This is a genomic window from Neiella marina, assembly GCF_002165625.1.
In the GTDB taxonomy this organism is placed as follows: Bacteria; Pseudomonadota; Gammaproteobacteria; order Enterobacterales; family Neiellaceae; genus Neiella; species Neiella marina.
Map to the genome: position 1 here is coordinate 114,459 of NZ_NGNS01000009.1, position 26,916 is coordinate 141,374.

At 50.1% G+C, this 26,916-nt stretch carries 22 protein-coding genes; 14 read left to right on the top strand and 8 right to left on the bottom strand.

Going from position 1 to position 26,916, the window contains the following annotated elements; all coding sequences use genetic code 11:
* Together ispE and lolB are read right to left on the bottom strand one after the other, a co-directional pair.
* The gene (ispE, locus tag CBE68_RS09090) at positions 1 to 849 is read right to left on the bottom strand and encodes a 4-(cytidine 5'-diphospho)-2-C-methyl-D-erythritol kinase (RefSeq protein WP_087505766.1); all 849 of its coding nucleotides are present in this window, start codon (positions 847 to 849) and stop codon (positions 1 to 3) included.
* Complete coding sequence (lolB, locus tag CBE68_RS09095) at positions 846 to 1,469, bottom strand: lipoprotein insertase outer membrane protein LolB (RefSeq protein WP_158100554.1); 624 nt, start codon at positions 1,467 to 1,469, stop codon at positions 846 to 848. The genes ispE and lolB overlap by 4 nt, the downstream gene beginning before the upstream one ends.
* A gap of 1,012 nt (positions 1,470 to 2,481) precedes the next feature.
* Here lolB and CBE68_RS09105 point away from each other — a divergent pair.
* From CBE68_RS09105 to rlmM, 13 genes are all read left to right on the top strand, one after another.
* Positions 2,482 to 3,279 carry a Cof-type HAD-IIB family hydrolase gene (locus tag CBE68_RS09105; RefSeq protein ID WP_087505769.1) on the top strand — a complete coding sequence of 266 codons (798 nt, stop codon included), beginning with the start codon at positions 2,482 to 2,484 and terminating at the stop codon, positions 3,277 to 3,279.
* Positions 3,280 to 3,485: 206 nt separating this feature from the next.
* Positions 3,486 to 4,751, top strand: a complete 1,266-nt coding sequence (gene hemA / locus CBE68_RS09110; protein WP_087505770.1) for a glutamyl-tRNA reductase — start codon at positions 3,486 to 3,488, stop codon at positions 4,749 to 4,751.
* A 27-nt stretch (positions 4,752 to 4,778) separates the two neighbouring features.
* A complete protein-coding gene (prfA, locus tag CBE68_RS09115) occupies positions 4,779 to 5,870 on the top strand; it encodes a peptide chain release factor 1 (protein ID WP_087505771.1) in 1,092 nt (363 codons plus the stop codon).
* Between the two features lie 2 nt (positions 5,871 to 5,872).
* Positions 5,873 to 6,784 (top strand): peptide chain release factor N(5)-glutamine methyltransferase, encoded by a 912-nt coding sequence (prmC, locus tag CBE68_RS09120; protein WP_087505772.1) that lies wholly within the window; start codon positions 5,873 to 5,875, stop codon positions 6,782 to 6,784.
* 2 nt (positions 6,785 to 6,786) lie between these two features.
* Positions 6,787 to 7,158 (top strand): SirB2 family protein, encoded by a 372-nt coding sequence (locus CBE68_RS09125; protein WP_087505773.1) that lies wholly within the window; start codon positions 6,787 to 6,789, stop codon positions 7,156 to 7,158.
* A gap of 16 nt (positions 7,159 to 7,174) precedes the next feature.
* Positions 7,175 to 8,431 (top strand): DUF819 family protein, encoded by a 1,257-nt coding sequence (locus CBE68_RS09130; RefSeq protein ID WP_224745917.1) that lies wholly within the window; start codon positions 7,175 to 7,177, stop codon positions 8,429 to 8,431.
* A 37-nt stretch (positions 8,432 to 8,468) separates the two neighbouring features.
* A complete protein-coding gene (gene kdsA, locus CBE68_RS09135) occupies positions 8,469 to 9,326 on the top strand; it encodes a 3-deoxy-8-phosphooctulonate synthase (RefSeq protein WP_087505774.1) in 858 nt (285 codons plus the stop codon).
* Between the two features lie 356 nt (positions 9,327 to 9,682).
* Entirely contained in the window at positions 9,683 to 12,154 is a 2,472-nt protein-coding gene (locus CBE68_RS09140) for a PHP domain-containing protein (protein ID WP_158100555.1), read from the top strand.
* Positions 12,155 to 12,163: 9 nt separating this feature from the next.
* Positions 12,164 to 13,456 carry a ligand-binding sensor domain-containing protein gene (locus CBE68_RS09145; protein ID WP_087505776.1) on the top strand — a complete coding sequence of 431 codons (1,293 nt, stop codon included), beginning with the start codon at positions 12,164 to 12,166 and terminating at the stop codon, positions 13,454 to 13,456.
* Positions 13,457 to 13,547: 91 nt separating this feature from the next.
* Positions 13,548 to 14,480: a transcriptional regulator GcvA gene (locus CBE68_RS09150; RefSeq protein WP_087505806.1), complete on the top strand. Its 933-nt coding sequence runs from the start codon at positions 13,548 to 13,550 to the stop codon at positions 14,478 to 14,480.
* Positions 14,470 to 15,075, top strand: a complete 606-nt coding sequence (locus CBE68_RS09155) for an alpha/beta fold hydrolase (RefSeq protein ID WP_087505777.1) — start codon at positions 14,470 to 14,472, stop codon at positions 15,073 to 15,075. Before CBE68_RS09150 ends, CBE68_RS09155 begins: the two co-directional genes overlap by 11 nt.
* A complete protein-coding gene (locus CBE68_RS09160) occupies positions 15,063 to 15,428 on the top strand; it encodes a DUF423 domain-containing protein (protein WP_087505778.1) in 366 nt (121 codons plus the stop codon). The genes CBE68_RS09155 and CBE68_RS09160 overlap by 13 nt, the downstream gene beginning before the upstream one ends.
* Positions 15,425 to 16,537: a 23S rRNA (cytidine(2498)-2'-O)-methyltransferase RlmM gene (gene rlmM, locus CBE68_RS09165; protein ID WP_087505779.1), complete on the top strand. Its 1,113-nt coding sequence runs from the start codon at positions 15,425 to 15,427 to the stop codon at positions 16,535 to 16,537. Before CBE68_RS09160 ends, rlmM begins: the two co-directional genes overlap by 4 nt.
* Before the next feature lie 46 nt (positions 16,538 to 16,583).
* On the opposite strand, the gene CBE68_RS09170 is transcribed toward rlmM, so the two are convergent.
* The 6 genes from CBE68_RS09170 to CBE68_RS09195 form a co-directional block, all read right to left on the bottom strand.
* Positions 16,584 to 18,320: an HDOD domain-containing protein gene (locus CBE68_RS09170; RefSeq protein WP_158100556.1), complete on the bottom strand. Its 1,737-nt coding sequence runs from the start codon at positions 18,318 to 18,320 to the stop codon at positions 16,584 to 16,586.
* A 22-nt stretch (positions 18,321 to 18,342) separates the two neighbouring features.
* On the bottom strand, positions 18,343 to 19,032 hold the full coding sequence (locus CBE68_RS09175; RefSeq protein WP_087505781.1) for an SDR family oxidoreductase: 690 nt from the start codon (positions 19,030 to 19,032) through the stop codon (positions 18,343 to 18,345).
* Positions 19,029 to 19,775, bottom strand: coding sequence for a 5'-3' exonuclease H3TH domain-containing protein (locus CBE68_RS09180; protein WP_087505782.1), 747 nt, complete (start codon positions 19,773 to 19,775; stop codon positions 19,029 to 19,031). The genes CBE68_RS09175 and CBE68_RS09180 overlap by 4 nt, the downstream gene beginning before the upstream one ends.
* A gap of 1 nt (position 19,776) precedes the next feature.
* Positions 19,777 to 21,132 carry a nucleotide 5'-monophosphate nucleosidase PpnN gene (ppnN, locus tag CBE68_RS09185; protein WP_087505783.1) on the bottom strand — a complete coding sequence of 452 codons (1,356 nt, stop codon included), beginning with the start codon at positions 21,130 to 21,132 and terminating at the stop codon, positions 19,777 to 19,779.
* Between the two features lie 60 nt (positions 21,133 to 21,192).
* A complete protein-coding gene (locus CBE68_RS09190) occupies positions 21,193 to 22,698 on the bottom strand; it encodes a GGDEF domain-containing protein (RefSeq protein ID WP_143824521.1) in 1,506 nt (501 codons plus the stop codon).
* Positions 22,699 to 22,806: 108 nt separating this feature from the next.
* Positions 22,807 to 25,044: a tetratricopeptide repeat protein gene (locus CBE68_RS09195; protein WP_087505785.1), complete on the bottom strand. Its 2,238-nt coding sequence runs from the start codon at positions 25,042 to 25,044 to the stop codon at positions 22,807 to 22,809.
* A gap of 78 nt (positions 25,045 to 25,122) precedes the next feature.
* On the opposite strand from CBE68_RS09195, the gene CBE68_RS09200 reads away from it, so the two are divergent.
* Entirely contained in the window at positions 25,123 to 26,889 is a 1,767-nt protein-coding gene (locus CBE68_RS09200; protein WP_087505786.1) for a M61 family metallopeptidase, read from the top strand.
* Positions 26,890 to 26,916 lie beyond the last annotated feature (27 nt).

The following is a 26,916-nucleotide window of genomic DNA, read 5'->3' on the forward strand; positions in this document are numbered from 1 at the left end:
TTATTGTTGCTGCTGCAATGCCGTGTGCAAAGGCGAAGTGTTACAGCCTTTGGCGACAAATCCTGTCATTGGCTCCGGTAAGTCTAGCAGCGCCTGATGAGCTTGCTGTTGGGTTTGAAATGGAGCAAACACACAACTGCCTGTACCCGTCAGTTTGGACGGCGCGTATTCTAGCAACCAGCGCAAGGCTTTTTCAACTTGCGGATAGGTTTTAGCCACTAATTGTTGACAATCGTTACCGAGTTCATTTGGCTTGATGTCAGTGCTTACTAACTTGGCAGTTGAACGGGGTAAGTCGGGGTGATTGAATATGGTGCCAGTGTTAACGTGAACACTTGGATAAACGATTAAATACCAAGGTTGTTCTGGATCAACGTCGGTAAACTTTTCGCCCACCCCTTCGGCAAATGTGGCTTTGCCGTGAACAAATACGGGGACGTCGGCGCCGAGTTGCAGTCCCAATTGAGCGAGCTCTTCGAGTGGCAACTTGGTGTTCCAAATGTAATTACAGGCTAACAGCACCGTTGCGGCATTTGAGCTGCCGCCGCCAATACCGCCGCCCATCGGTAATATCTTATCGATGCTGATCTGTATGCCTTGCTGACAGCCGGTATGTTGCTGCAGCAGACGAGCAGCTCGGACAATCAGGTTGTCATCATGAGCAACGCCGTCGAACTCGGTGATCAATATAACCTCGCCGTCGTCGCGTGGCTCAAAGGTCATGGTGTCGCCGTAGTCTACAAACTGAAATACGGTTTGCAGCTCGTGGTAACCGTTTGGCAATCGACCATTAATGTGAAGAAACAGATTGAGCTTTGCCGGTGACGGCAGTGTTAATGGAAATTTCATTGTGATTGCCAACGGCTAATAGCTAACTTAAGTGTCAGATTTGGGTGCTTAAGGGTGATTTGAGATGGCAAAGCCGGTTGTTCATCAGTCGCCGGATAGTAGCCATTGTATTCAACACGCCACATGCCCCAGCTTGGTAAATACTGAGAAAAGCCAAGTAAATAGCCATTACTATCGAGTGACACATCATTGATGGTTTTCAGATCAGCATAGCCTGTCAGCCAACGGTTCATGGCATCAAAGGGGGCTCGATAACCACTGAGTTGGGCAATCAAATCTGCTAGTGATTGGCCCTGATAGTGCTCGCCGTCGACTGTCATGCTGGCACCATCTACATTTTGACTGGCTTCCAGTAAGGTGACGCCTAGGGTGTTGGTCAGCAATATGTGGGTTTCGGCTGCTGAATGCCGCCAGTTGACGCGGCTACTTTGGCGCTGCTCTGGGCTGATAAAGGCTAATTTACCGCTTGCTCGCCAGTTGTCGAATTGACCCAACTGTTCGCTGTGAGCCTCATAGGCTTGCAGCAGTTCTGGTGTTAAATCAGCATGTTGAGAGTCTGGCGGTAAGGTGGCACAGCCACTAAGCCAAATCACAAGTAGTAAGCCAATCCAGTTTTTCACTGCCAAACGTCCTGTTGCTCCAATCTAGGAGCGTCAGTATATCAGCGAGTGGTTTGAATGTTCAGTTGTGTTTCGCAAGTCGATTTGGCTGAGGCGGCTGCTTTGTTGCATGACAAACTCTGCGCCCCCTCAGAGCAGGTTATCGATTGCTGACGAAGACCTTCCGCAGCAGGGATGCTGCGGTAGAGGCTATAGGGACATATTTACGCCGTGTCTGAGTTAGGAATCGATAACTTGCTCTTTAGCACCAAAGTCTGAGCATTGAATCGGCTGCCAGCAATACCTTTCGGTGACGCTCAAGTCCATCCATGGATCGCTCTACACCCGGCATCCATGCCGGCTGAAGCACCTCAATGCATTGCTAGCAGCCGCTTTCGGATTCAGCTGCGAAGCTCACGCGGATCTGTTGATTCGGCAGTGAGGCCATAGGCACGTATTCACGCCGTGTCTGAGTTAGGAGTCGATAACTTGCTCTTTAGCACTAATGTCTGAGCAGCGGACCGGCTGCCAGCAATACCTTTCGGTGACGCTCAAGTCCATCCTTGGATCGCTCTACACCCGGCATCCATGCCGGCTGAAGCACCTCAATGCATTGCTAGCAGCCGCTTTCGGATTCAGCAGCGCACGGGCGGTTTGGGAGTAGCTTGGGAGTTGGATAGTCGAGCTTCTGCCGCAAGGAGGCGGCAGTAGAGCCTACATGGAAGTATTCACGGCGTCTCGACTAGGCAATTCGCAAGCTGCGAAGCTCACTCTGAGCTGGCTAATCGGCAATGAGGGCGATAGCAAATCTCCCCCCATGCTGACGCTCAAGCACATCCTTGTGTCGCTCTACATGCGGCATCCATGCCGCCTGAAGCAGCAAGTTGCGAGTTTTACTATCGCCCAAGAGGCTCCGGTGCGCTGCCGGCAGCCGCCTTTGGCGGACACCGACTCAAATTGTTCGTGCTATTATTTACCATCATTTTCCAGCAGCACCTAGCCCCCACATTTGGCAGTAACTGGAGCTATCAACATGATCAAAGCCGTCGTTTCCGATTTAGATGGAACCTTACTCAATGCCGACCATACCGTTGGTGAGTACACCCAACGAGTGCTGAAAGAACTCACTCAGCAAGGTATGAAGTTGATTCTGGCATCGGGTCGGCCTTGGGCTGATGTTGAAGTGATCCGGCAAAAACTCGCGATGGAGATTTTTTTGATTACCTGCAATGGGGCTCGTGTTCATGATCGCCAAGGTCACTGCATTTATCGTCATGATATCCCTGAGAACTTAGTCACCGAGTTGTTGGTATTTGGGTCGCCTGCGGGAGCCAAAATCAATGTCTATCAAGATGATTTATGGTGGGTTGCTGAGGAGAATCCGTCACTTCTAAAGTTTCATGCTGACTCTGGCTTTAGCTATAAAGTAACGCCCCATGAGCAATTACCCACTGAGCATATCGCTAAGGTGTTTTGGATCGGCGACAACGAAGCTCTTAAGGTGTTGGAACAACAATTAAACGATCACTTTGGTGACTCCTTGAGCATTGCCTTCTCGTTGCCCATTTGTCTTGAGGTGATGGCTGGCGGGGTGTCCAAAGCGCAAGCACTTGATGTCGTGCTGCAAGCAAAAGGATTAGCATTTGACCAAGTGATTGGGTTCGGCGATGGCCTTAACGACCGGCTCATGTTGTCGGCGGTGGGGCAAGCGGCAATCATGGCCAACGGTGCCGACGAGTTGAAACGAGCACTGCCTGATTTGCCGGTGATTGGCTCAAACACTGAAGAGGCCGTCGCCAAGTATCTTGATCAACTATTTTTGCAGTCATAATGCGGTGAGCCCCAGGGTCCAACATATGCCTTTTTTGCCGCCATGCTGCAACGCAATGAGTTTTAACTGTCGGTGACGTTTTAACAGGCTGCGATTTGGCGTAGAATAGCCAGCCAAAATATAATTAATTACGTGGCTGGAACAGCGCTAACCGCTGATTCCAAGCTTCAGCCAGCTGGATAAGACCGCTCAGTTATTCGAAGACGATGGCGTTAATCGCATTAGGAATTAACCACCAGACCGCGCCGGTGGCACTGCGTGAACGGGTTGCATTTGACCCCGAGACCTTGCCGCAAGCACTGCAACAACTGCACAATCGTGAAGGGTGCAGGGGCGCGGTGATCCTGTCGACTTGCAACCGTACTGAAGTTTATGTTCAGGATGAAGCGGAGCCTCAAGCGTTGCTGCAATGGCTGGCTGACTTCCATCAAGTCGCGCTCAACGACCTAACTGAGCATACCTACCAGCTCAATCAACTCGAAACTATTGCCCATCTGATGCGAGTGTCTAGTGGTCTTGACTCCTTGATATTGGGTGAACCGCAGATCCTTGGACAAGTAAAACAAGCTTATGCTCAGGCCAAAGCTGTTGGTACATTGAGCTACCGTTTGGAGCGCTTGTTTGACCGCGCTTTCTCGGTCGCCAAGCAAGTACGTACTCACACTGACATCGGTGCCAGTGCCGTATCAGTGGCATATGCGGCTGTAAATTTAGCCAAACACATTTTCGGTGAACTCGGTAAAGCCAAAGTCTTACTGGTTGGAGCCGGTGAAACCATTGAGCTGGTCGCCAAGCATATGCGTGACCAAGGCGTTGAAGCCCCTGTGGTGGCGAACCGAACGCTCAATCGCGCTGAACTGCTGGCCAATGAATTTGGTGGCCGCCCGATTACCTTGCATCAATTGGGTGATGCTCTAGGCCACGCTGATATCGTCATTTGTTCAACTGCCAGCCCAATGCCGATTGTTGGCGCTGGTGCTGTTAGTCGAGCATTGAAAGCACGCCGTCACCGGCCAATGTTGTTAGTGGATTTGGCCGTGCCACGCGATGTCGAGCCGGAAGTCGGTGATTTACGTGACGCTTACTTGTATACCGTTGATGATCTGCAAAACATCATCGCCGACAACATGAGCTCGCGCGAGAAAGCCGCGCAACAAGCCGAAGGCATGATTGCTGAGCATGCTGAATTGTTTAGCCAATGGCTGCAATCTCAACAGTCCGTGTCAGCGATTAAACAGTATCGCCAGCAAGGTGCTGAAGTGCGTGATGAGTTGGTCGAGAAGGCTTTGCAGTCTTTGGACAACGGCTTGCCAGCAGAGCAAGTGGTTCGCGAACTAGCCTATAAGCTGACCAATACACTGTTACACCCGACCACGAAAGCGTTGCAACAAGCTGGTTCTGAGCAGCAGTCGCAACGCCTCTCGAATTTAGCCGACAGCCTCGGCCTTGCCCTTAAAAACGACGAGCGTTAGCGCGCTCGCAGACACATATTTGGATCTATGAAACCGTCGATTATTGCCAAACTTGAAAGTTTGATTGAACGCTATGAAGAGCTGCAGGCGCTGCTCGGTGATGCTGAAACCATTGCCGATCAAGAAAAATTTCGCGCTTTGTCAAAAGAATACTCGCAGCTTGAGAGTGTGGTGAGCTGCTACCAGTCATTGCAGCAGGCGCAAGAAGATCTGGCGTCAGCAAAGGAAATGCTGGCTGAAGATGATGAAGATATGCGGGAAATGGCAGCAGAGGAAATTGCTGAAGCCAATGAACGCATTGAAACCTTGGATCGTGAATTAGAGATCTTACTACTGCCAAAAGATCCCAACGACGATAACAACTGCTACGTTGAGATCCGTGCCGGTGCCGGCGGCGATGAAGCCGCGATTTTTGCCGGTAATCTATTCCGCATGTACAGTCGCTACGCCGAAACTCGTGGCTGGAAAGTTTCAGTAGTGAACGCCAACGAGAGCGAACAGGGCGGTTTCAAAGAAGTGATTGCTTACGTCGTTGGTGACGGTGCTTACGGCGTCATGAAGTTTGAGTCCGGTGGTCATCGGGTGCAACGGGTTCCTGAAACAGAAAGCCAAGGCCGCATTCACACCTCAGCCTGTACTGTGGTGGTGATGCCGGAAGTACCTGAAGCCGAAGCGATTGAAATAAACCCAGCCGATCTTAAGGTTGATACCTTCCGCGCCTCAGGTGCTGGTGGTCAGCACGTTAACAAAACCGATTCAGCCATTCGGATCACTCACTTGCCTACGGGTACCGTGGTGGAATGTCAGGATGAGCGTTCGCAGCATAAGAACCGTGCCAAAGCGATGGCGGTGTTGAGTGCCCGCTTGCAGGCCGCTGAAGATGAAAAACGTCGTTCAGAAGAAACTAGCATGCGCCGTTCACTAGTGGCATCGGGCGACCGCTCCGAGCGAATCCGCACCTATAACTATCCGCAAGGACGAGTGAGCGAGCATCGTATTAACCTGACTTTGTACCGTTTGGATGAGATCATCAATGGTGATTTGGATGCGGTACTAACTCCGTTGATGCAAGAGCATCAGGCTGACTTGTTGGCGGCATTGGCTGAGGGTAGCGCCTAATCATGCGCATCGATGAGGCGCAGCGTTGGGCAACTGAGCAGTTACATCAGCAAGAAGGCGCGACCGATGCGGTGGCGCTGCTCACTCATGTATTGCAAAAGCCCCGCAGTTTTCTCTACACCTGGCCAGAACAAATTCTATCTGCCGAGCAGGAAGTTAAATTCCGCCAGTTGGTGACTCAGCGCCGCGATGGCCTGCCAGTTGCTCATTTGACCGGTGAAAAAGAGTTTTGGTCATTACCGCTGCAAGTGAACTCAAGTACCTTAATTCCCCGGCCCGATACCGAGTGTTTGGTGGAATGGGCACTAGAGTTGCAATTGCCTGAACCTCGATTGCATGCCAGCCAACCGCTACCTCAACATCGCGTGTTGGATCTTGGTACGGGAACCGGCGCTATTGCATTGGCGTTAGCAAACGAACAGCCAGAGTGGTTGTTATTGGCCGTCGATCAACAGGCGCAGGCGGTTGCGCTGGCCAGAGCCAATGCCAGAAGTTTAGAACTGGCCAACGTCTCTGTGTTGCAGAGTGATTGGTTTAGCGCAGTGCCTGATGACTTTGGTTTTGATCTCATTGTCAGCAATCCACCCTATATAGCAGAAGATGACGAGCACCTATCCCAAGGGGATGTTCGTTTCGAACCGAATTCGGCGCTTACCTCTGGCATTGATGGACTCGACGATATTCGGCTAATCATTGACCAAGCCCCACAATATCTGAATGATGGTGGCTGGCTGTTGCTCGAACATGGTTACGATCAGGCTCAAGCCGTATGCGATTTGCTGAGTCAACGCGGCTTTTCATTGGTGAGCTGGCGCAGTGATTTGGCTGGCCAGCCGAGAGTTAGTGGCGGCCAGTGGCTTGAACAATCGCAACCAATAACGATAGAAACCATTGCATCAAACAAGGAAGCATAATCATGTATACCGGAATAAAACACCTGCACGTTTTGCTGGCCGTTCTCTCTGTGGTTTTCCTCATCACCCGTGCTATTTGGTTGCTCCGTGGCAGTGACCTACTGCAACGTAAGTGGGTCAAGATCGTTCCCCATGTCATTGATACGTTACTGCTGATTGCTGCCATCACCATGGTGAGTATGGTGCCTTGGCTGGGACAACCTTGGCTATGGGAAAAGCTGGTGATGGTGGTGTTGTACATTGGCTTTGGTTTCTACATCTTCAAATTTGCTCAATCGGCGGCGACTCGAGTTGCCGGTTTAGTTGGCGCAGTCGGCTGTATTGCGCTTATCGCTCACCTGGCACTGAGTAAAGTGCCGTTTGTTCTTAGTTAAACCTTAGGAGTTGTTAATGTCGCACGATATGCACCAAGCATTAATCACTAACGATGCCGTAGTGCTTGGGCTACTTGCCATTATTCTGGGGGCAATTTTTGTAACCCACGCCAGTCCACACCCGTTCTGGCGTAAGTTCTATACCGTTATTCCTGCGGTATTGCTGTGCTACTTCTTGCCATCTTTGCTGAATACCTTTGGGATTGTCGATGGTCATGGTTCGAGCATGTATCACGTCTCAACCCGCTATCTATTGCCAGCTTGCTTAGTGTTGTTGACCATTAGCATTGATCTGAAGGCAATCATCGCCCTGGGGCCAAAAGCTTTGATCATGTTTCTCACCGGTACCTTTGGTATTGTCATTGGTGGCCCAATTGCCATCTTGTTGATGTCAATGGTCTATCCTGACGCTGTCGGTGGCGCCGGCCCAGATGCCGTTTGGCGCGGCATGACCACTGTTGCTGGTAGTTGGATTGGTGGTGGTGCCAACCAAGCGGCGATGAAAGAAGTGTACGAAGTTGGCGATAAGATCTTTTCATCCATGGTCACGGTTGATGTCATTGTCGCCAACATCTGGATGGCTTGTTTGCTGATGATGGCGGGCCGAGCGAAAGAAATTGATGCCAAAGTGGGAGCAGACAGCTCTGCGATTGAAGATCTGAAAAATAAGGTTGAAGCCTACCACGCTGAGCATGCTCGCATTCCAAGCGGCACCGATTTGATGAAGATCGTCGCTTGGGGCTTTGGTATCACCGGCTTAGCACACTTTGGTGCCGACTTCCTCGGTCCTTGGTTCGCCGAAAACTATCCCGCACTGAAGCCTTACAGCGTCCATAGCAAGTTCTTCTGGCTGGTGGTGATCGCCACCACTGTGGGCTTGTCGCTATCGTTTACCCGTGTCCGTCATATCGAAGCGGCCGGTGCGTCGAAAGTCGCATCAGTGATGATTTACATTCTGGTGGCGTCTATTGGTTTGCACATGGACATTACAGCCATTGCTGAGTCGCCACAGTACTTTGTGGTGGGCATGATTTGGATGAGCATTCATGCCAGCTTGATGTTGATTGTCGCTCGGGTCATCAAAGCGCCACTATTCTTTATGGCAGTGGGCAGTCAGGCCAACGTCGGCGGTGCTGCATCAGCCCCGGTGGTCGCTTCAGCATTCCATCCGTCGCTGGCCCCAGTTGGGGTATTGCTGGCCGTATTAGGCTACGCGCTCGGCACTTATGCCGCTTGGCTCTGTGGTCAATTAATGCAAATCGTGGCGCCTTAATTGCGGCGTCACGAACAATAAAAATTAGGACAACACCATGCAACATAAAACCGTAAAGGTTCAATCTATTGAAGTTGCCAACGACAAACCTTTTGTTCTGTTTGGCGGCATGAATGTATTAGAGTCTCGCGATTTAGCGATGGCGATGGCGGAGCAGTACGTTAAGGTCACTGAAAAGCTTGGCGTTCCGTTGGTCTTCAAAGCTTCGTTTGATAAAGCAAATCGCTCTTCGGTGTTCTCGTACCGCGGTCCAGGGTTGGAAGAAGGCATGAAGATCTTTCAAGAGATCAAACAAACCTTCAATGTGCCTGTGATTACTGATGTCCATGAACCTGAGCAAGCGGCGCCAGTGGCAGAAGTGGTTGATGTGATTCAGCTACCAGCATTCTTGGCTCGTCAAACCGACTTGGTTGAAGCGATGGCGAAGACCGGTGCGGTGATCAACATTAAGAAGCCACAATTTTTAAGCCCAGGGCAGATGAAAAACATTGCCGATAAGTTCAGAGAATGTGGTAACGAGAACCTTATTTTGTGTGAGCGTGGCACTAACTTCGGCTACGACAATCTAGTGGTGGATATGCTCGGCTTTAGCCAAATGTTCAATGCCACAGATGGCTTGCCAGTGATCTTTGATGTCACTCACTCGCTGCAGTGTCGCGATCCGCTGGGCGCCGCTTCTGGTGGTCGTCGTTCACAAGTGACTGAATTGGCTCGCGCCGGTATGGCGGTTGGTCTAGCAGGCCTCTTCTTGGAATCTCACCCAGATCCGGATAATGCAAAATGTGATGGCCCATCGGCATTGCCATTGAGCAAACTGGAGCCGTTCTTGGCACAAATGAAAGCCGTTGATGAAGTGGTCAAAGGCTTTGCCGCGTTGGATACGCAGAATCCTTAACAACTGGCTTTTACTCTGGAGCGAGCGTCGCAGCTTGCGATTGTCTATTCGAGACGCCGTAAATACTTCCATGTAGGCTCTACTGCCGCTTCCCTGCGGCAGAAGCTCGACTATCCAACTCCCAAGCTACTCCCAAACCGATTGTGCGCTGACCGAAACCGTCGAACTCCGAAGCGGCTAGCCACTTACTTCGAATTGTTCAATGCCCGGGAGCAAGCTTCGGAGCGTGATATTGAGGCTCGCTCGAACATTGGAAAAAGGTTATTCTCGAACATCATTTGGTCAGGGATTGAACCGCGAGCGTGTCGTCAATGAAAAGCATACTGCGCAAATTACTTGTAATAGGAATAACCGGTGTGGTTTTGACCGGCGTGTTTGTTTTTGCATTGCTCAGTAGCGAACCGGTTGTTGCACCCACTAAGTCACTGTCTCCCCGTGATGTTCAAGCTGCCAAAAACAAAGTCAAAGCCATTCGCCAGCAGCTGATTGCTCGACGCAGTCAGGTGGAGCTTAAGCTCAGCCAACAAGATATTGACGCCATCATGGCGGTGGCTAGTTACTCCATTCCCAACATGCAATTTGCTGGTTCTGTAACCCCATATGGTATGGCTGTGGCGGGCTCTGCTAGTGTTCCGATTGCTGGCTCAAGATACCTCAATGTGTCCTGCATGTTGCTGCCCGACTTTGATGCCAGCGGCTTACAAGACTGTCGTATCGGTAGTATTCCGCTTCCTTCTGGTCTGATCCAAGCGGTAGCGGTGACAGGCTTTGGTTGGGTATTTGGTGATGATGCCAAGCGCACGTTAGATCAACTTATTTCCGGGGCGCAATTTCAGAACGGTCAACTGGCTCTAGTAGCTGACAAACCGGTTGATTTTCGTGAACAAATCAAAGGGGGCATTCAGGGGCTTGCGAATACTGCCAAGTCAATTCATCGTCAGGATGAAATCGATATTGCCACCATTGATGTTTATTTGACCACGCTACGGACTATGGATAACTCGCCCGAATCGTTGGCTCCATATGTTGTTGAAGTGATGCGCACCGCCATGGCTCGGACATCGGCAGGGGCGGACCCGGCGACAGAAAACACCGCTGCGCTCTGGGCGTTAGCGATCAAGTTTGGCACCTATCGCTTTGCGTCGTTGGCCGGCTATGAGGGCAAACCCAAGGTTGGTAAGCGCAGGGCGGCATCATTGCAAGGTCGCAAAGACTTAGCGTTGCACTTTTTGTATTCCGCCATCCTTGAACAATTGGGCCGAGCACAACTGGCCTTCAGTATTGGTGAGATTAAAGAATTACTTGATGCCAACCAAGGTGGCTCGGGTTACAGCTTTGCTGACCTTGCAGCGGATAAGGCTGGGTTGAAGTTTTCCGAGTGGATTGGCGATGATGATCATGCCAAAGCGGCGCAGGATCTACTCGCTTTCGAAGGCAGCGAGAAAGCCTTTTTCCCGCTCGTGCACGACTTACCTGAAGGTTTGCGAGAACAAGAGTTTAAGCGCATTTTTGGTAGTGTCGGCTCCGATAAATATCGTGCTTTGGCCAGCAAGATCGACCAACGTATCGAGCAATTGCCGTTGTACTCTGGCAATGATAGCGCGGTGCGCTCGCGGTCATATCAGACGCCGATTGATGCCATCGATAATGGTCAGTGGTTTGTCGTAGATACTCACATCCACACCAAATTCTCTGATGGCTCCCATACCGTCGCCGAGGTTGCCGATAAAGCAGCGTCATTTGGGTGTGATGCCATTGCCATTGCCGATCATGGCGATCGCAATTTGAAGAAGGTTGCCAGCAAGTCCTATGTCGATGCGATTCGTAATGCCGACTATGCCCATCCCAATATGTCTATTTTGACTGGCCTCGAATGGAATATTGCGCCGTTTATGGGGCGCGAGCATGCCACCGTGCTGTTTCCTCAGTCGGATGATCTATTAGGGCAAATTTCGACCTTTAGAAACCGCTACGACAGCTATAAAAAGCGCTCAGAGGACATGCTGTCCGCTGAGCCAGGGTTGAAGTATCTGGCCGATATCAATGTTTACGGCACCCAGCCTGTGGTGTTTTACAATCATCCGAGCCGCAAATCATTCTACTTGAGCGAAGTGGGTCATGACATGGCAACTTGGATGGCCGCCAGCGATCTGGTTGTTGGGATGTCAGGAGCACCGGGACATCAGAAGAAAAAAGGCAAAAACAATGGCTCCTACTCAATGCAACATAGAACTGTAGGCGGTTGGGATCCCGCAGTGGCGAAAGTTGGCGGCCAATGGGATCAATTACTACAGCGCGGTTTGAACGTTTGGGGAGCAAGAGCGAATTCAGACTTTCACAATACTCAAATGGATTATTGGCCATGTCAGTTCTCAACCACTCATGTCTATGCCCGCAGTAACCGCCACAATGACGTCATCCAAGCATTGCATGCCGGTCAGTTTTGGGGCCAGCACGGTCGCTTTGTTGAAGCCCTCGATTTTTCGGTGACCACCTCCAATGGTCAATCTATCGTGATGGGAGACGTTGGCAGTCATGCTCGAGGCGAGGAAGTGTCGGTAAACATCGCTATTCAATTGGCGCAACAAGACTGGCAGGGGCTGCAAGCCTCACTATCCAAGTTGGAATTAATTGCGGTGATGTCCAACTCGGTGAAAGCCTATCCGCTGCCGTCGCAGGCAACACCTTCAGGGCGAGTGGAGCTACGCCATCAATTGCCAATATACGCCGACTCAACCGTGGTCAGGCTGCGCGGGGTAAGCAAACAAGCTGGGCGGCGAGATTATTGGTTCTACTCCAATCCTATTCGTATTCAAAGCCGAGGCTAGTGACCGAACATGACGCTGTTGAAAGCAATTATCTTATTTACTGTCGCCTTGCTGGTCGCTTGTACTCCCGAGCCAAAGCTTGCAAACAAGCAAACTCAAGTCAAACAACCGATGCTTCAGACCACGCTACAAAAGCGCTCCGCTGAAAAAACGTTGGGTACGGTCTTTCGCCCTGCGTCGATGAATAGTGTGCCGATGGTTGAGGAAATTGACTTTTCCCAACTTGGCTTGAATCAAGAGATGGATGCTGTGTGGGGCGCAACGGGCCGTGATGACAAAGGGGCAATCTACTTCGGTGTTTCTAGCCATGGAGGCAGGCAAGGGACGTCAGAGTTGCTTCGGTATAACCCTTACAGCGGCCAATTCAATTCCCTGGGTGATACCGTGAGCCAATTGGTCAAGCAAGGCTTAGCACCTGACAACGTCCAGCAAAACAAGTTGCACAGCAAAATTATTGCCGCTGATGATGGCTACCTCTACTTCTCAAGCTTTGATGAGGGCGGTGAGTCGCAAAGCGAACTGACCTTACCCACTTGGGGCGGTCATTTGTGGCGTACTCGGCCTGGTTCTGATAGTTGGCAACACTTGCTGGCAACGCCACACGCTCTGGTTGCGCTGCAAGTTCGAGGTCGCTTTGTTTACGCTTTAGGTTATTGGGGCCATGTTATCTATCAGTATGATTTGCTGAGCGGTGCATCTCGCTCGGTCAGCTTGGACTCCGCCACTGCACATGTATCACGTAACTTTTTAGTCGATTCGGCAGCAAATATTTTCGTACCAAAAATATCGACGACCGAAGACGGCCTCAGCTATGCCTCTTTGGAACAATATGATCTGCGACTCAATTGGGTTGCCAGCTTCTCTATGCCGAATTACTTCCGCAAACAATGGCACAAGCACCATGGCATCACTGGCTATGCTGAGTTACCCAACGGCGATGTTTATTTTGTCAGCCACGAGGGCCGTCTATATCACATAGACGCTGACGGTGTCGGCTTGAGCAAGGTATCGGAGCTTGGCTTGATGCATCCGCAGGGCAAAGCAACTATTGAAAGCCTATTTAGCCTTGATGGCCAACGCTACCTCGGTGCTGTGGCCCGCAGTCAGCGCGCGAACACGGCACAATGGTTGACCTACGATCTAGAGAGCAATTCAACGTCAGTGCAACCTTTGCCATCGATTCCGGCTAATCGTCTGATATATGGTTCGGTGACGCGTGATGATGAAGGTGCGATGTATCTCGTTGGCAGTCACTGGCAAGGGCGTTATGGCAAGCCCGTGGGATGGAAAATCAAACTTTGATGGTTGTTATTTTGTAATTCTTGGGTTCAGTTTCGACAAGCTTTTGCTCTATAATCTCACCCATTAGAAAATGTTATCAGTGAGGTTTGTTGTGTCTCGTCGTTTACCTCCATTAAATGCGCTCAAAGCATTTGAAGCCGCCGCCCGCCATATGAGCTTTACTCGTGCTGCTGAAGAGTTGTTTGTGACTCAAGCGGCGGTAAGCCATCAAATCAAAGGGCTTGAAGAGTTTCTGGGGCTTAAGCTGTTTCGCCGAAAGAACCGTTCGCTGCTGCTCACTGAACAGGGCCAAAGCTACTTTCAAGATATCAAGGAAGTGTTTACCCAACTGACTGAAGCTACTGAACGGGTGCTGGCCAGCACTGCCAAAGGAGCGCTAACGATTAGTTTGCCGCCAAGCTTTGCAATTCAGTGGTTGGTGCCAAGGCTGAATGAATTTCATATGTTGCACCCAGACATCGACGTTCGCATCAAGGCGGTTGACCGTGACGAAGGGTCGTTGTCTGAAGATGTTGATATTGCTGTGTACTTTGGCCGCGGTCGCTGGACTGGCGTTGTCGCCGATAAACTCCATGCCGAGTTACTGGTGACCGTATGCTCTCCTCAGCTGTTTGATCAGGGCATTCCACTTGAAACACCGCAAGATTTGAAGCGCCACGTGTTGCTCCATGATATTGACCGCAAAGACTGGAAAGCTTGGTTGAAGATGATGAATATCGAGGGCGTGAACGTCAATCATGGGCCGATCTTTAGCCATACCGCAATGGTATTGCAGGCCGCGGTTCACTCCCAGGGCGTTGCGTTGGTCAATAGTGTGCTCGCCCAGCCAGAACTTCTCAGTGGTCGTTTGGTTTGTCCGTTTTCCGAAGCGCTTACCAGTCAAGATTCCTATTATTTGGTGTGCGAACCGTCGCAAGCCGATTTGGGTAAGATCAAAGCGTTCCGTGATTGGATGCTCGAACGGGTGCGCAAAGAGCAAGAATCGATTAAACGCATGACCGGAGCAAACCCCGTTGAAAGCTAAGCCAGTCGCTCGAGTATTGCTGGCTCACGGCGCCGGGGCTGGCAGCGATTCCGAGTTTATGCAAGAGCTTGCGGGACAGCTGAGCGCTCAACATATCGAGCCGGTATTGTTTGATTTTCCTTACATGCTCAAAGCCAAAGAACTGAATAGAAAAAGGCCGCCAGACCGTTTGCCTGTCTTGTTGCAAGCAATGACCGAGCAAGTTGAATCCTTGCCAGCAGATTTGCCATTGTTTTTGGCCGGTAAGTCGATGGGCGGCCGAGTGGCAACCATGTTGCTTGAAACGCTAGCGCTGCCCGGTATTGCATATGGCTATCCGTTTCATCCGATTGGCAAACCCGAGCGGCTGCGAGTGGAACATTTACAACAGTTGAAGCAACCACTTCTGATTGTGCAGGGCGAGCGCGATACCTTTGGCAATCAACGCGAAGTGGCAGAATATCCGCTATCATCTGCAGTCCAGTTAGCCTGGTTGGCCGATGGCGATCATAGCTTTAAGCCCCGCAAGGCGAGTGGTTTTAGTCAACGGCAGCACATCGAGCGAGCAGCAGCGCTGTCAGCCCAATTTATTGAGGACCACTTATGCACAAGGTAGTGGCCTCCGCTGGTATTGTGATTTGCCTGCTTGCCGTTGCCATGGGGGCCTACGTAAGCCATGGCGCAGCCGTATCAGCAGCGCAGCAGCAGAGTCTGGAAGTGGCAGTGCGCTATCAGATGTGGCATGGCTTAGCGCTAATCCTGATCTCCCTAATGCCACTGACTCAACGCTGGGCTGGCAATATAGCAATTAGCTTGGTGATTGCTATCAGTCTCTTTAGTGGCAGTATTTATGGCCTAATCTTGGCCGAGTGGAACGCGATTTGGTGGATGACTCCACTGGGTGGCAGTCTATTGATTCTAACCTGGGCAGCTGTGTTGATTGGCTGCTGGAAGGGGCAACGCACATGAAACAGATTATGTTGTACTGCCGCGCTGGTTTTGAAAGTGAAACTGGAGCGGAATTCGCTGCGCTGGCCGAAAAGTATGAAAATTGGGGCTACGTTCGAGCCAATAAAGATACTGGCTTTGCGATTTATGAAACCTATCAGCAAGAAGATGCTGAAGCGTTGGCACAGGTGCCAATTCGGAGTCTTATCTTCGCCCGGCAATTGGTTTACGGCGATACCATCAATTTTGATCCTGAAGACCGAGTTGGACCGATTTTAGCGCAAGTCGCTGAACTTGGACCGTTTAGCGAACTGCGGATGGAAACGCCTGATACCAACGAGGGTAAGTCGCTCAACCGGCTGGCCAAGAAGTTATCATTGCCGCTAACCAAGGGCTTACAGAAGCAAGGAAAGCTCAATAAAGATAAGTCCTTGGCTGTATTGCACGTGTGTTTACTTGCTGGCACTCAAGCCTTTGTCGGTATTAGTGAACCTGGCCGCCATAGCCCTCATGTTAATGGCATCATGCGCCTTCGGGTGCCATCTGCGGCACCAAGCCGCTCAACATTAAAGCTTGATGAGGCGTTGCTGTCTTTCTTCTCTGAGGGAGAGTTGGCGGCTCGAATGACATCGGGCATGAAAGCTGTCGATTTGGGAGCTTGTCCGGGTGGTTGGACCTATCAATTGGTTCGTCGTGGCTTGTTTGTGTCAGCGGTGGACAATGGCCCTATGGCAGAGAGCTTGATGGAAACGGGGCAGGTTAAACATTTTCGTGAAGATGGTTTTGGCTTCGACCCGAAACGTAAGCCTATCTCGTGGATCAACCGTCAATTCGGCAATGGCAAGCGGATTAAATGGCCGGAAAACGCGCCATCGGAATGGATGGTGTGCGACATGGCCGATAAACCGCGTCGAGTCGCCCATATGGTGATTGACTGGTTTGCTCAAGGCAATACGCGCAATGCCATTGTTAACCTTAAGTTGCCCATGAAGGCGCGTTGGGAAGAAGTGCAAACTTGTATGAATATCCTCCGTGATGAATTACAAGATGGCATGGTGATCAAGGCCAAGCACCTGTATCACGACCGTGAGGAAATCACCGTCTTTGTCGGCTATCCAAAACTTAATTAGGCAAAGATATCGAAGCTGGCTGCGGCCAGCTTTTTCGTCTTTATGGCTAGCCCTGGGGCAGAGGACATATTACCGAGCCGCAAGCCAATACCGCCTCACGCGCTTCATTGAATTTTTTATTACTGATGTCTAATCGGGTCATCAGCGCCGTTCGCTCATTCCAATCACTGTCTTTGCCCAACAGCTGAATCATCATGTGACTTGCTAAGATAAGCAGGTAGTAAGGATGACGCGCCTTCATTGGTACTTCTTCTGGTAGGTATTCACCAGCAAACACTTCTAATGCTTGCAGCAAGCTCAATGGAATTTTCCACTGCCTTGCTGCTTCAACGCCTTTAGCCGCTAGCTCGTCATGCGGTGTCGCTGACAAAGTTTCAAATACGCTAAACAACTCCACTTCGAGCTGGTGGCGATCTTTGAGCTGAATACGGTTGTTGAGTTCGGTATCGGAAAACCAGCCGACCATGGCAAATGTCGCTAGTGTTCGCGCTTGCTCTGGCATCATGAAATAGCTTTGGGTGGCAATTTGGGCCGCACACTCGGCAAACAAATCGGTGTACTGATACGCCCAGTGATCGAGCGGAAAACGACGCTGCCGGCATTGGCTTAACAGATCGCTGCGTAGCAACATAGGACCGAGGCGATCTAAACCAATCATCATGATGGCATGCTTGATCGCTTTGGTTGGCTTCGCGTTATCGATTTCCCGATTGGCCATTTTAAACAGGACTTCAGACAGCACCGGCTCTGAGGCAATGTATTCCGACACTTTGGTAATGTTGGGGTTTTCCTGATTCAATAGCTGACTCAGTTTCACCTTTAGTTCACTGGGCTGTAATGTTGGCTCGGCCCATGGCTTGCTCAAGCTGTTACTCATTTGGCGATGGCCTTCGAGCCAAAGCGCCATCAAATCCATCTTGTCGACTTTCAGCATGGGGTAAACGCGAGCAACGTCTTGCTCCATGAGCTTGATGACTTCTATGCCTTTCTGACCTTGACGAGCGTAGTGCTTGACTGCCCATAGGTAGTTGCTGACAGGTTGACGCACCACTAAGGCGATACCGCCGCGTTTCAAACCGAGTTGTGCAGCAACCGGAACCGGCTGAAACAGCTCTGTTAGCGCCGTCAGGTGACAACGGTGATAATGATGACGACGCCAGTATAAACGCGCGATTACTTGCTCTGGGTGTAAGCCTTGGCGCTTGGCTGTTGGCATTAACAGTTCAAGGGCATCAGAGACTAAGGTTAGTAACGGTGAGGTTGGCAATAGGTTGTTGCCACTGACGCGGCTTGGAAAACCTAAGCCATTGGGGCGTTCATGATGCTGAAGCACATGACTCAACCACATGCCGTCGGTAACCCCAGCTTTGCGAAGCATCGAAAAGCTGAGGGCCGGATGTTTGCGCCAGCGGGATTTCAAATCAGCGCTAAAGCTGCCGCCTTTGACCCGAGTTTGCAGCACATCGACGACTGACAAGTCCATTGTCACCGCGGCACTCACCACGCGCCGCCAAATGGACTCTTGAAAACCGAGTTTTAGGCCCAGCAAGGCTGTTAAGGCACCTGCTTTGACTATCCATTGCGCAGCTGGCTGGTATTGATTGCTATATATCGCCAGCATTGACATGGTCAGGGGACGATCAGATGCAGCTAACGCACAAAGCTTCGCCGACAAGCGCTTGGCGGTTGCGGGCAAGTCAGCTTTTTCCGGCATGTTCACCGCGATCAATAGCTCCTGCGCCATTTGGTGAAGATCGGAAATCTGTTTGCCAACATCTGCCATGCAAAGGTCCTTTATCGTGTTGCTACCATGGAATTGGGGCGCCATCATAATTAATGAAATGGCCGCTGTCATCGCTGGATAACTGGTCAATGACATTTTTCATGCCTGCAACGGATTGCTGCGCAGAAATAAGAGCGTTTGGACCGCCCATATCGGTCTTTACCCAGCCAGGATGTAACAGCGCAATGGTGATGTCTTGTTCGCTCCAGTCGACAGCTAATGACTTCACTGCGGCATTGAGTGCAGCCTTGGCACTGCGATACATATAACTGCCGCCCGATTGATTGTCAGCAATACTACCCATTTTGCTACTGACGAAAGCGATTTTGCTACCTTGCTTGAGTAGCGGGCTGAGATTACGTGTCAGTAACACTGGCGCAACGGTGTCAATGTGTAATACATGCAGCCACTCTTCAGCATCAATGGTTTCGAGGCTGGCGCCTTTGGTGCCGTAAATACCGGCATTATTGATGACAACATCAAGCGTTTCGCCCTTGAGCAGATCGATGATCGCAGCCGCTTGTTGTTGTGACGCGATGTCTAATTGCATCACAGTCAATTGAGGGTTATCTGCTGCTAAGGCGTTCAGCTCTGAAGCTTGCTGTGGCGTCCGGCAGCAAGCAAAGACGCGTGCTCCGCTGGCAAGGTACTGTTGGCAGAATTCCAACCCGATGCCACGATTGGCACCGGTGATTAATACATTTTGGCTCATTTGGGATACCGTAGGTCAGACATTTTAAAGCCTAGCTCTCGCTCGGTATTTAATGTCATTAATTGTTGAAATATAGCGACTAATTCTTGTTCTTGCTGCCAACTTTGCTGTTTTGCTGGCGGTAATGTCGAAACGTCGTATTTTTGTTCTATGAAGCGCTTGGCGGTGGTGGGGCCAAAACCAGAAATGCCTGGGATATCGCTACTCGATTCGCCGGTTAGCGCTTTGAACTGCGGCCATTGTTGTAGCGCAATGGCAAACTTGTGTTGATAGTGTTCGATACTAAGTGGTTGCCGAGCAAAACAGTCATATTGCTCAATCGACTGGTTTAACAGCTGGCAAAAGCCTTGATCGGTCGAAACAATGACGACCTTGACGCCATGCCCAGACGCTTTGACTGCAAGTGTGGCAATGACGTCATCGGCTTCATCATGTGTCGGCAACACACTATCAACACCTTGTTGCCACCAGTGCTGCTGAATCAAGTCCAAACCATCGGCCAATTCTATGGGTAAAGGCTTGCGGCTTGCTTTGTAAGCAGGCCATAGCTGGTGGCGCCAACCTGGTTGATCACCATCAAATACTGCGACACTATGAGTTGCCTGATGGCGCTCCAAGCACTGCGACATTTTTTGCCAAGATTGTTGCTGTAAACGCTCAATACTGTCTTGAGTATGCTCTATCGCCGCGTAAATTCGACGCAGCAAATTCATCGCATCGAAGATGACTAGAGTTGGCGTCATGCTATGTCTGCACCGTGTAACATGGGTGATACTCTGAACCCGGCAATTTCATTCGGCCCTGAGCGATAAATGCTTTCAGCAACTTGTCCAGGCGGGTCATTAATTCCTTCTCGCCATGAAGGACAAACGGTCCGTTGCGTTCGATGGCTTTGATTCCCGCTTCTTTGACGTTTCCGGCAACAATACCAGAGAAGGCTTTGCGAAGCGCTGATGCTAGTGCAGCAGATGACTGATTGTGATGCAAATTCAGTTCTGCCATGCAGTCGTGGCTGGGCTCAAATGGCAACTGGAATTCTGGTTCAATGTGAAGCGACCAATTGAAGTGATAGGCATCACCAAGTGCTTTTCGATGTTGCCGGACATCCTGAGTTTTGTCGCTAATGTAGCGCGCGACTGCTACTGGATCATCAATGATAATTTCGTAACGGCTTCGTGCTTCTTCGCCAAGGGTATCGGCAACAAACTGATCGATCTGATTGAAATATTCGGCGCTGCTTTGCGGGCCGGTGAGTACCACAGGCAATGGCTCTTCGGCATTTTTTGGGTGAAGCAATATACCCAGCAAATACAGTAACTCTTCTGCTGTGCCAACGCCCCCGGGAAAGATGATCACGCCATGTCCTAAGCGGACAAAGGCTTCCAGACGTTTTTCAATGTCCGGCATGATAACCAGTTCGTTGACAATTGGGTTAGGTGGCTCGGCGGCAATAATACTTGGCTCTGTAAGCCCCAAGTATCGGCAGTGGCGTTGACGCTGTTGAGCATGGCCAATGGCGGCGCCTTTCATTGGTCCCTCCATCGCACCGGGGCCACAGCCGGTAACAATATTTAGCTCTCGCAACCCTAATTGATAACCAACCGAACGAGTGTAAAGAAACTCCTTCTCACCAATCGAATGGCCGCCCCAGCAAACAATCATATTCGGGTCGGCTTGCGAGTGGATGGCACGAGCATTGCGGAGGATATCGAACACCACGTGAGTGACGTGGGTCGAACTTGTCAGGTTAATCAGACGATTATTGTGGTACTGGTTTTCAACGTAGAGAATGTCGCGCAACACAGAGAATAGATGTTCTTGTATACCGCGAATCAGTGCGCCATCAACAAAAGCTTCTGCTGGCGGGTTGAGGAGTTCGAGTTTAATGCCTCGTTCTCGGCGCAGAACGTTGATGTCAAAGCTTTTGTGACTGTCGAGGATCTCGCGGCTATTGTCGGTCTGGGCGCCGACATTCAATACTGCTAAACAGCAATTGCGAAACAACCGGTACAGCTCAGAAGTCGATGTTTGTTTGAGTCGATCAACTTCCAATTGGGAAAGCAGATCCATTGATCCAACGGGATTAATTTGAGTGATCATATGACGAACCTCCAGCCTGCGAACTGCCCAAAGCAGGGCAGTCGCTCAGATTTATAATTGTTAGGCCGTGACGATTTGATTGCGGCCGTTATTTTTGGCTTGGTATAACGCGTTGTCAGCGCGATCAAAAAGCGCAATGCGCGATTCTTTGGGGTCAGCCTGAGCGACACCAATAGACATGGTAACGTTGAGTTTCTGGCCTTTGTAGATGAATGGAATTGATGCAATTTTCTTGCATAGCTTATCCAGCATTGGTGTTGACGATGCAATGGTTTGTTGGGGCAGTAGCAGAACAAATTCCTCGCCGCCATAGCGAGCAACAAAGTCGGAGGACCGAAGCCATTGTTTTAGCAGTTTACCCACTGCGCCAAGGGTTTTATCGCCGGCGATATGACCGTGATTGTCATTAATCGCTTTAAAATGGTCGAGGTCCATCACCGCTAGGGTTAGCGGCAACTGATAACGTTGAGCGCGTTCAAACTCGATCTCAAAACGCTCATCAAACGCGGCACGATTCTTCAATCCGGTTAGGGTGTCGACATAGAGCTTGTGACGTTGTTCTTCTAACCTTGTTTGGTAATTCTTTGACTCACTCTCCAGCTCGGTTAAGCGCTTGCTCATTTGCTGTAAGCTATCTTGCAACTGTAACTCAAGGTCGGCGTTGCTTGAGCGCTTGGCCAGTAAGTCGTTAATGGACTCCAAACGGCTAGCAATTTGAACTTTCAGCGGTTCTAAGCGATCGCTTACTTCGACGTCTTGTGACAATGCAGATAACTGCTGGCGGATTTGCTTTTCAGTCTCCAATTGCACCTGATTGAGCTGCGCCGAGGTACTTACTGACTGTTCCAAAGCTTGGTTGATACGATCGAGACTGGCATTCAAGCGACTTAAGAATTGTTCGGAACCGGTCCGCTCTACTTTCACCGCGTTAATGATCACCTTCATGGAGTCAACGCAAATGGTGACCAGCTCTTCTGGTTTTGAAGCTTGAGCGAGGGCACTGCGTTGGTCTTTTATCGCTTGTGCGGCTTTGGGTTCAAAGTCGAATTCCGACAACACATTGAGTAGTGCATTGCTCAGCGTATGAACGCTTTTTGGCAAGGTTTGCGGTTCAATACCTTTTTGCTGATGGAGGTTTGCTAATGTCTGGCTGTAGAGCTCAGAGAGCGTGCTTAAATGTGGCAGAAGGTGAGTTAGCTTGGTTTCTGGTAACTGCGACTGCTCAATCACCGAGCGCAATTGACGACGAGTCTCTGGCTCCAAACCTCGGGCACGCTGCAGCGTTGAGCAAGATTCGAAGAAGCTCTGTTTGGCTACCGCTAGATCCGCATCAATGCGGGCAGAGGCTTGTTGCAGCAGGTTTTCAACCTGATCGGTCAATGGCCGAATGTTTTCTAAGTCAGCATTTTCCTTGAGTGATGTCCGCAAGGTTGCGAGTTTATTGTCGAGTTCCGTTTGCTGGCCTTTGCACGCATGCGACATGCGCTCGACTAAGCGGCCCAGAGTTTCCCTATCACTGAGAAATTTCGACTCTAAGTCTCGATATGCTTTGTTAATGTCCTTCAATCCGTTAACTCCTGCGAGGGGGGACTATTACCCTACTAGCGAGTGGCCCTATTAATTCTAGAAGTCAGACTCTTGCCCATACAAGCAAACTTTCTGTTTTTTCGAAGCTTACTCGGGTCGCTGCACAAAATTTTGATTTTCTGACGTAAAAGGCCAATTAATGTCATTTTTATCGACATTTGATACCACCCGAATGAAGCCTTTACGAATACCGAGTAGGGTATTATCGCGTGGTCGATTATGGAATAGGCTAACGGGCGCTGTTTCTAATGCTTCTAACCCTACCCAAACGTCTGCGTCCTCGCGTTGGGTAATTTCCATTGCGGCATTTAATGCCAATAACAACATCTCACTGGCGGCTCCTGCGTTAACCGCCTTACTGTTTTTTTGGGTAAACGGGTAATGCATCAGAGCCACGCTGAGCGGTTTTCGTTTGGTCATCCCCGGCGGCGCAAAACCATGCAGCGTATCGATGATCCGCTGGGCGGTTGCCTCAATTGAGGAACTCGGCAAGATCACGGCGATGACGTCATCTCTGGGTTGGAACAAAGTTAAATCGGCAAAGCGGCTGCGAAGAAACTGGCCATATTTCATTTCGATCTTGCGACCACTTTCAAAACCATGGCGTTGATGCAAATGAGTTAAGAACGGCACGTGAATGAGGGTCAATAGTTTGCCAGCTGGGCGTTGTCCAGTTGCACCAGCGGCATACCAGTTCTCTTGTTGGCGCTGCAGCTTTAAGGTTTCTTTGACCAAATTTGGCACTAGCATCCGACCATTGCCCAAACCTGTATATTGAGTGTGTGAGGCGTCGTACGACAAATCTTTGATGTGGTGCTGCTGGGTTCGGAGCTTGCGCCATTGGCCTAAAATGGAACCAATCGCCAGCACCGCAATGACGAACAAGCCACTGGCGTAGTTAAGGTAGCGTTCGGCTAAGATGGCTTTATTTTCAGCACTATTTTTGTAGTCATCGAGCTGTTTTTGCAACAACTGAATTTGGTGGCTGCTCTGAACCTGATTGACGCGGATATGAATAGACGAATTGACGTGATCTTCTAGATACTCAAGCTCTTGTTGCATGAGTTTGCTGGCTTGCTCGAACTGGTCTTGTTGCAACAGCAATTTAATCATTATCTTACGGATCTCAATATCCATGTCGCTATTGATGGCAACTTGCTGTTTGGTTTGTTCAAGCAGTGATAATGCTTTGCTGATATGCCCTTCAGCTTCTAGCAATTCGGCGTCCAGCAGGGTCAATTGCAGAAGACTTTCGTTATCGTGAATTTGTCGAAATAGTCGTTGGGCATCTTGAAAATAGTGCCGAGCTTTTTCTAACTCGCCAAACTGCCGATATACATCGGCAATGGATTGACTGACGTCAGCGACGCCTTTGGCGTTATTCAGCTGTTTGTAAAGCGCCAGCGAATTGAGGTAAATAGCCATTGCTTGGTTCAACTGCTCGGCTTGGTGGTGGAGGTTGGCAAGTTGATTGAGCGTTTTGGCCAACATCAACTCTTCTCCCAATTGTTGATATTGCTCGGCCGCTTGTTGCAGATGATTAATGGCTTCTTTTTGTCGTCCTTGCTGTTGGTAAACCAAACCTATGTTGACATAGGCTTTGGTTGTTTGACGTAAGTTCTGTTGTTGTTCTGAGTAATTAAGCGCTTGATAGAAGGCTTCGATCGCTAGATCGAGTTGCTGTAGCTTAAGTTGGCTTTCACCCAATAAAAACATCGCATGAGTTGTTAACCAGGGTTGCTCTTGGGCCTCTGATAGCACCAAAGCCGTTTCGGCAGATTCGATGGCTTCTATGTTTTGATTGCGCTGAAGTTGGATTTGTCCTCGTAGTAGGTACAAATGAGCCAACAGAATGCTGTGAGTAGTTTCATCGGCAATGGCTTGTGAAGACAAGGTTTGCATCGCTTGGTTGAGTTGTCGCTCGCCATGCTGAATCAGCTGCCGGTGCTCGACCGAATCGCGCGCCAAGTGGTAGTAACCTTCGGCTTCAAGAAGAGGGTCTTTAATCATGATTGCCAAGTCGACAATTAACTGGGCATATTGATTGAAGGTGTGGCTACCGTTAGTGAACGGGGCGGTTCGCAAATAAATGGCAGTCGCTTGGGCGACTTGCAGGCGCTCTTTGGCACTGAGGTCAATCAAAGACTGAGGATCGAAAGAGGGTAGTTTGGTGTCGACAAAACTCTTACTGCGATCCATGAAGGATTGTTCGGACTGATGCCATTGCTGCTGGTACAATGCCGCCCACTGAGGCGCATCTGTGGCCGAAAATGCCGGCTTAACAAGCAGCAAAACAACCCAAAGCATCCTTGCGAATTTGGTCATGGCTCTCACGTTTTGATGACAAATTATCTGCGTTTAGTGTAACCAACTAACGCTAACAGAAACAGGTTTCAAGCTAGTATGTTGAACAAAATCATAGCATTTCTCACATTCACGGTGGCTTTTTATTGCTCCGCGGAAACGGTTGTCAGGTTAACCCCAGTTGCTGTCGAGCAGCATCAACTGCAAGTTGAAATTGAAATAAGCGACCTCAATCGCGAGACTTTGCAGTTTGCCATGCCGGTGTGGCGAACGGGTCGCTATGAGCAACTCGACTTCGCTAGTGCGATGACCAATCTCAACGTCGTTGATGGCAATGGCCAACCGCTGTCTGTTACGGCAATCAGCGATCACAAGTGGCGCGCTGAGTTGACATCCCCTAGCGCAGTGGTGATTCGTTACTTGTTGACGGCAGATGAGTTAGCAATGAGAACTCGTCATTTAGATGAATCACATTTGTTCCTTGATTTCGCCGCCGCAGTGGTGGCAGTTGAGGGCGCACAGGACAAACCCTACAGAGTAGAGCTAAATGTGCCAAAGCATTGGCAAATTCGCTCAGGATTAAAGCAGGGCGAGTCGGCAAATTCGCTAGTTGCTGATAATTATCAGCAGCTGATTGATTCTCCGGTTGAAGCCGGTGAGCACGAGTTTCGTTCATTCGAATTTCAAGGCGCTCAGTTTGAATTGGTGGTGTGGGGACATACCCCGGCTAACTTGGACAAGCTCAACGCTGACATCAAAAAGTTGGTGGTAGCATCTTACCAACTGTGGGGTAGTTTTCCGTTTTCCAAATATGTCTTTATGGTCCATGCAACGGACAACATTCGAGGCGGTACCGAACACCTAAACTCCACCATCATGCAATGGGATCGCTTTAAGTTTAATGATCCAGAAAATTACCTCGATTTTATGGGGCTGGTGGCTCATGAATTTGTTCACACTTGGAATGTCAAAGCTTATCGCCCTGCGGCATTTGTACCCTATGACCTCAACCATCGTCACCATTCAACCTTGCTATGGTTAGCCGAAGGATCAACCAGTTACCTACAAGAAAAGCTTTTGCTGACATCCGGTTTGATGAACGAAACCAAGTATTATCAACGACTAGCAAAGCGGTTGAGTCGACACCAAGCAACGCCCGGCGGCAGTCATCAATCGGTTGCTGATTCAAGCTGGTACAAGTGGCATCAACATGGTGGACAGCACGGTCACAACTTCGATGCCAACATCTATCAAGAAGGCTTTGCGGCGACTTTAGCGCTTGATTTTTGGTTGTTGCAGAATTCTGGTCATCAAGCTGGCGTTGCTGCACTGCATCGACTGCTCTACGAATTGTTCAGCTTGCCCAATGGCCTCACTGAGGGACAGGTTCAGCACGCCATGGCCGAATTGGTAGGCGAACAGGCCGATGTAGGGCAATGGTGGCAACAGCACATTGACTCACCATTGGCAGTCGATTGGATCGAACTATTGGCTCAGGCTGGGTTGGAAAACGAAGCGAAGAGTAAGCCAAATTATTGGCTCGGTGCTCGCCTCCAAGCAGCCCCTGAAGGCCTTAAAGTTGGCGCTGTATCAACACAAAGCCCGGCTTGGATGGCGGGGTTAAGCCAAGGCGATCGCATTATTGCGGTCGATGGTTTCGCTGTTCATTCTGGCAACTTCGAACGAATTCAACATAGTTGGGATGCCGGTCAAACATTGCAATTGCACCTGTTCCGGCAGGGAATTTTAACTAAGCGAGAGGTGACGCTGGCATCGCCGCAAGGTTTGATTAACAAGTTGAAAGTGGCGCCCAAAACCTCGCCAGAAGCCGATGCTTTGCGTCAGGCATGGTTGGGTAATCGGTAGACTAAAATCAAGGCCGACACGACTAAT

Bases quoted from the DNA above. Each gene is read 5' to 3' on its own strand.
- ispE (WP_087505766.1), bottom strand. From the start codon at position 849: ATGAAATTTCCATTAACACTGCCGTCACCGGCAAAGCTCAATCTGTTT.
- CBE68_RS09105 (WP_087505769.1), top strand. From the start codon at position 2,482: ATGATCAAAGCCGTCGTTTCCGATTTAGATGGAACCTTACTCAATGCC.
- hemA (WP_087505770.1), top strand. From the start codon at position 3,486: ATGGCGTTAATCGCATTAGGAATTAACCACCAGACCGCGCCGGTGGCA.
- prfA (WP_087505771.1), top strand. From the start codon at position 4,779: ATGAAACCGTCGATTATTGCCAAACTTGAAAGTTTGATTGAACGCTAT.
- prmC (WP_087505772.1), top strand. From the start codon at position 5,873: ATGCGCATCGATGAGGCGCAGCGTTGGGCAACTGAGCAGTTACATCAG.
- CBE68_RS09125 (WP_087505773.1), top strand. From the start codon at position 6,787: ATGTATACCGGAATAAAACACCTGCACGTTTTGCTGGCCGTTCTCTCT.
- CBE68_RS09130 (WP_224745917.1), top strand. From the start codon at position 7,175: ATGTCGCACGATATGCACCAAGCATTAATCACTAACGATGCCGTAGTG.
- kdsA (WP_087505774.1), top strand. From the start codon at position 8,469: ATGCAACATAAAACCGTAAAGGTTCAATCTATTGAAGTTGCCAACGAC.
- CBE68_RS09145 (WP_087505776.1), top strand. From the start codon at position 12,164: ATGACGCTGTTGAAAGCAATTATCTTATTTACTGTCGCCTTGCTGGTC.
- CBE68_RS09160 (WP_087505778.1), top strand. From the start codon at position 15,063: ATGCACAAGGTAGTGGCCTCCGCTGGTATTGTGATTTGCCTGCTTGCC.
- rlmM (WP_087505779.1), top strand. From the start codon at position 15,425: ATGAAACAGATTATGTTGTACTGCCGCGCTGGTTTTGAAAGTGAAACT.
- CBE68_RS09170 (WP_158100556.1), bottom strand. From the start codon at position 18,320: ATGGCAGATGTTGGCAAACAGATTTCCGATCTTCACCAAATGGCGCAG.
- CBE68_RS09175 (WP_087505781.1), bottom strand. From the start codon at position 19,032: ATGAGCCAAAATGTATTAATCACCGGTGCCAATCGTGGCATCGGGTTG.
- CBE68_RS09180 (WP_087505782.1), bottom strand. From the start codon at position 19,775: ATGACGCCAACTCTAGTCATCTTCGATGCGATGAATTTGCTGCGTCGA.
- ppnN (WP_087505783.1), bottom strand. From the start codon at position 21,132: ATGATCACTCAAATTAATCCCGTTGGATCAATGGATCTGCTTTCCCAA.
- CBE68_RS09195 (WP_087505785.1), bottom strand. From the start codon at position 25,044: ATGACCAAATTCGCAAGGATGCTTTGGGTTGTTTTGCTGCTTGTTAAG.
- CBE68_RS09200 (WP_087505786.1), top strand. From the start codon at position 25,123: ATGTTGAACAAAATCATAGCATTTCTCACATTCACGGTGGCTTTTTAT.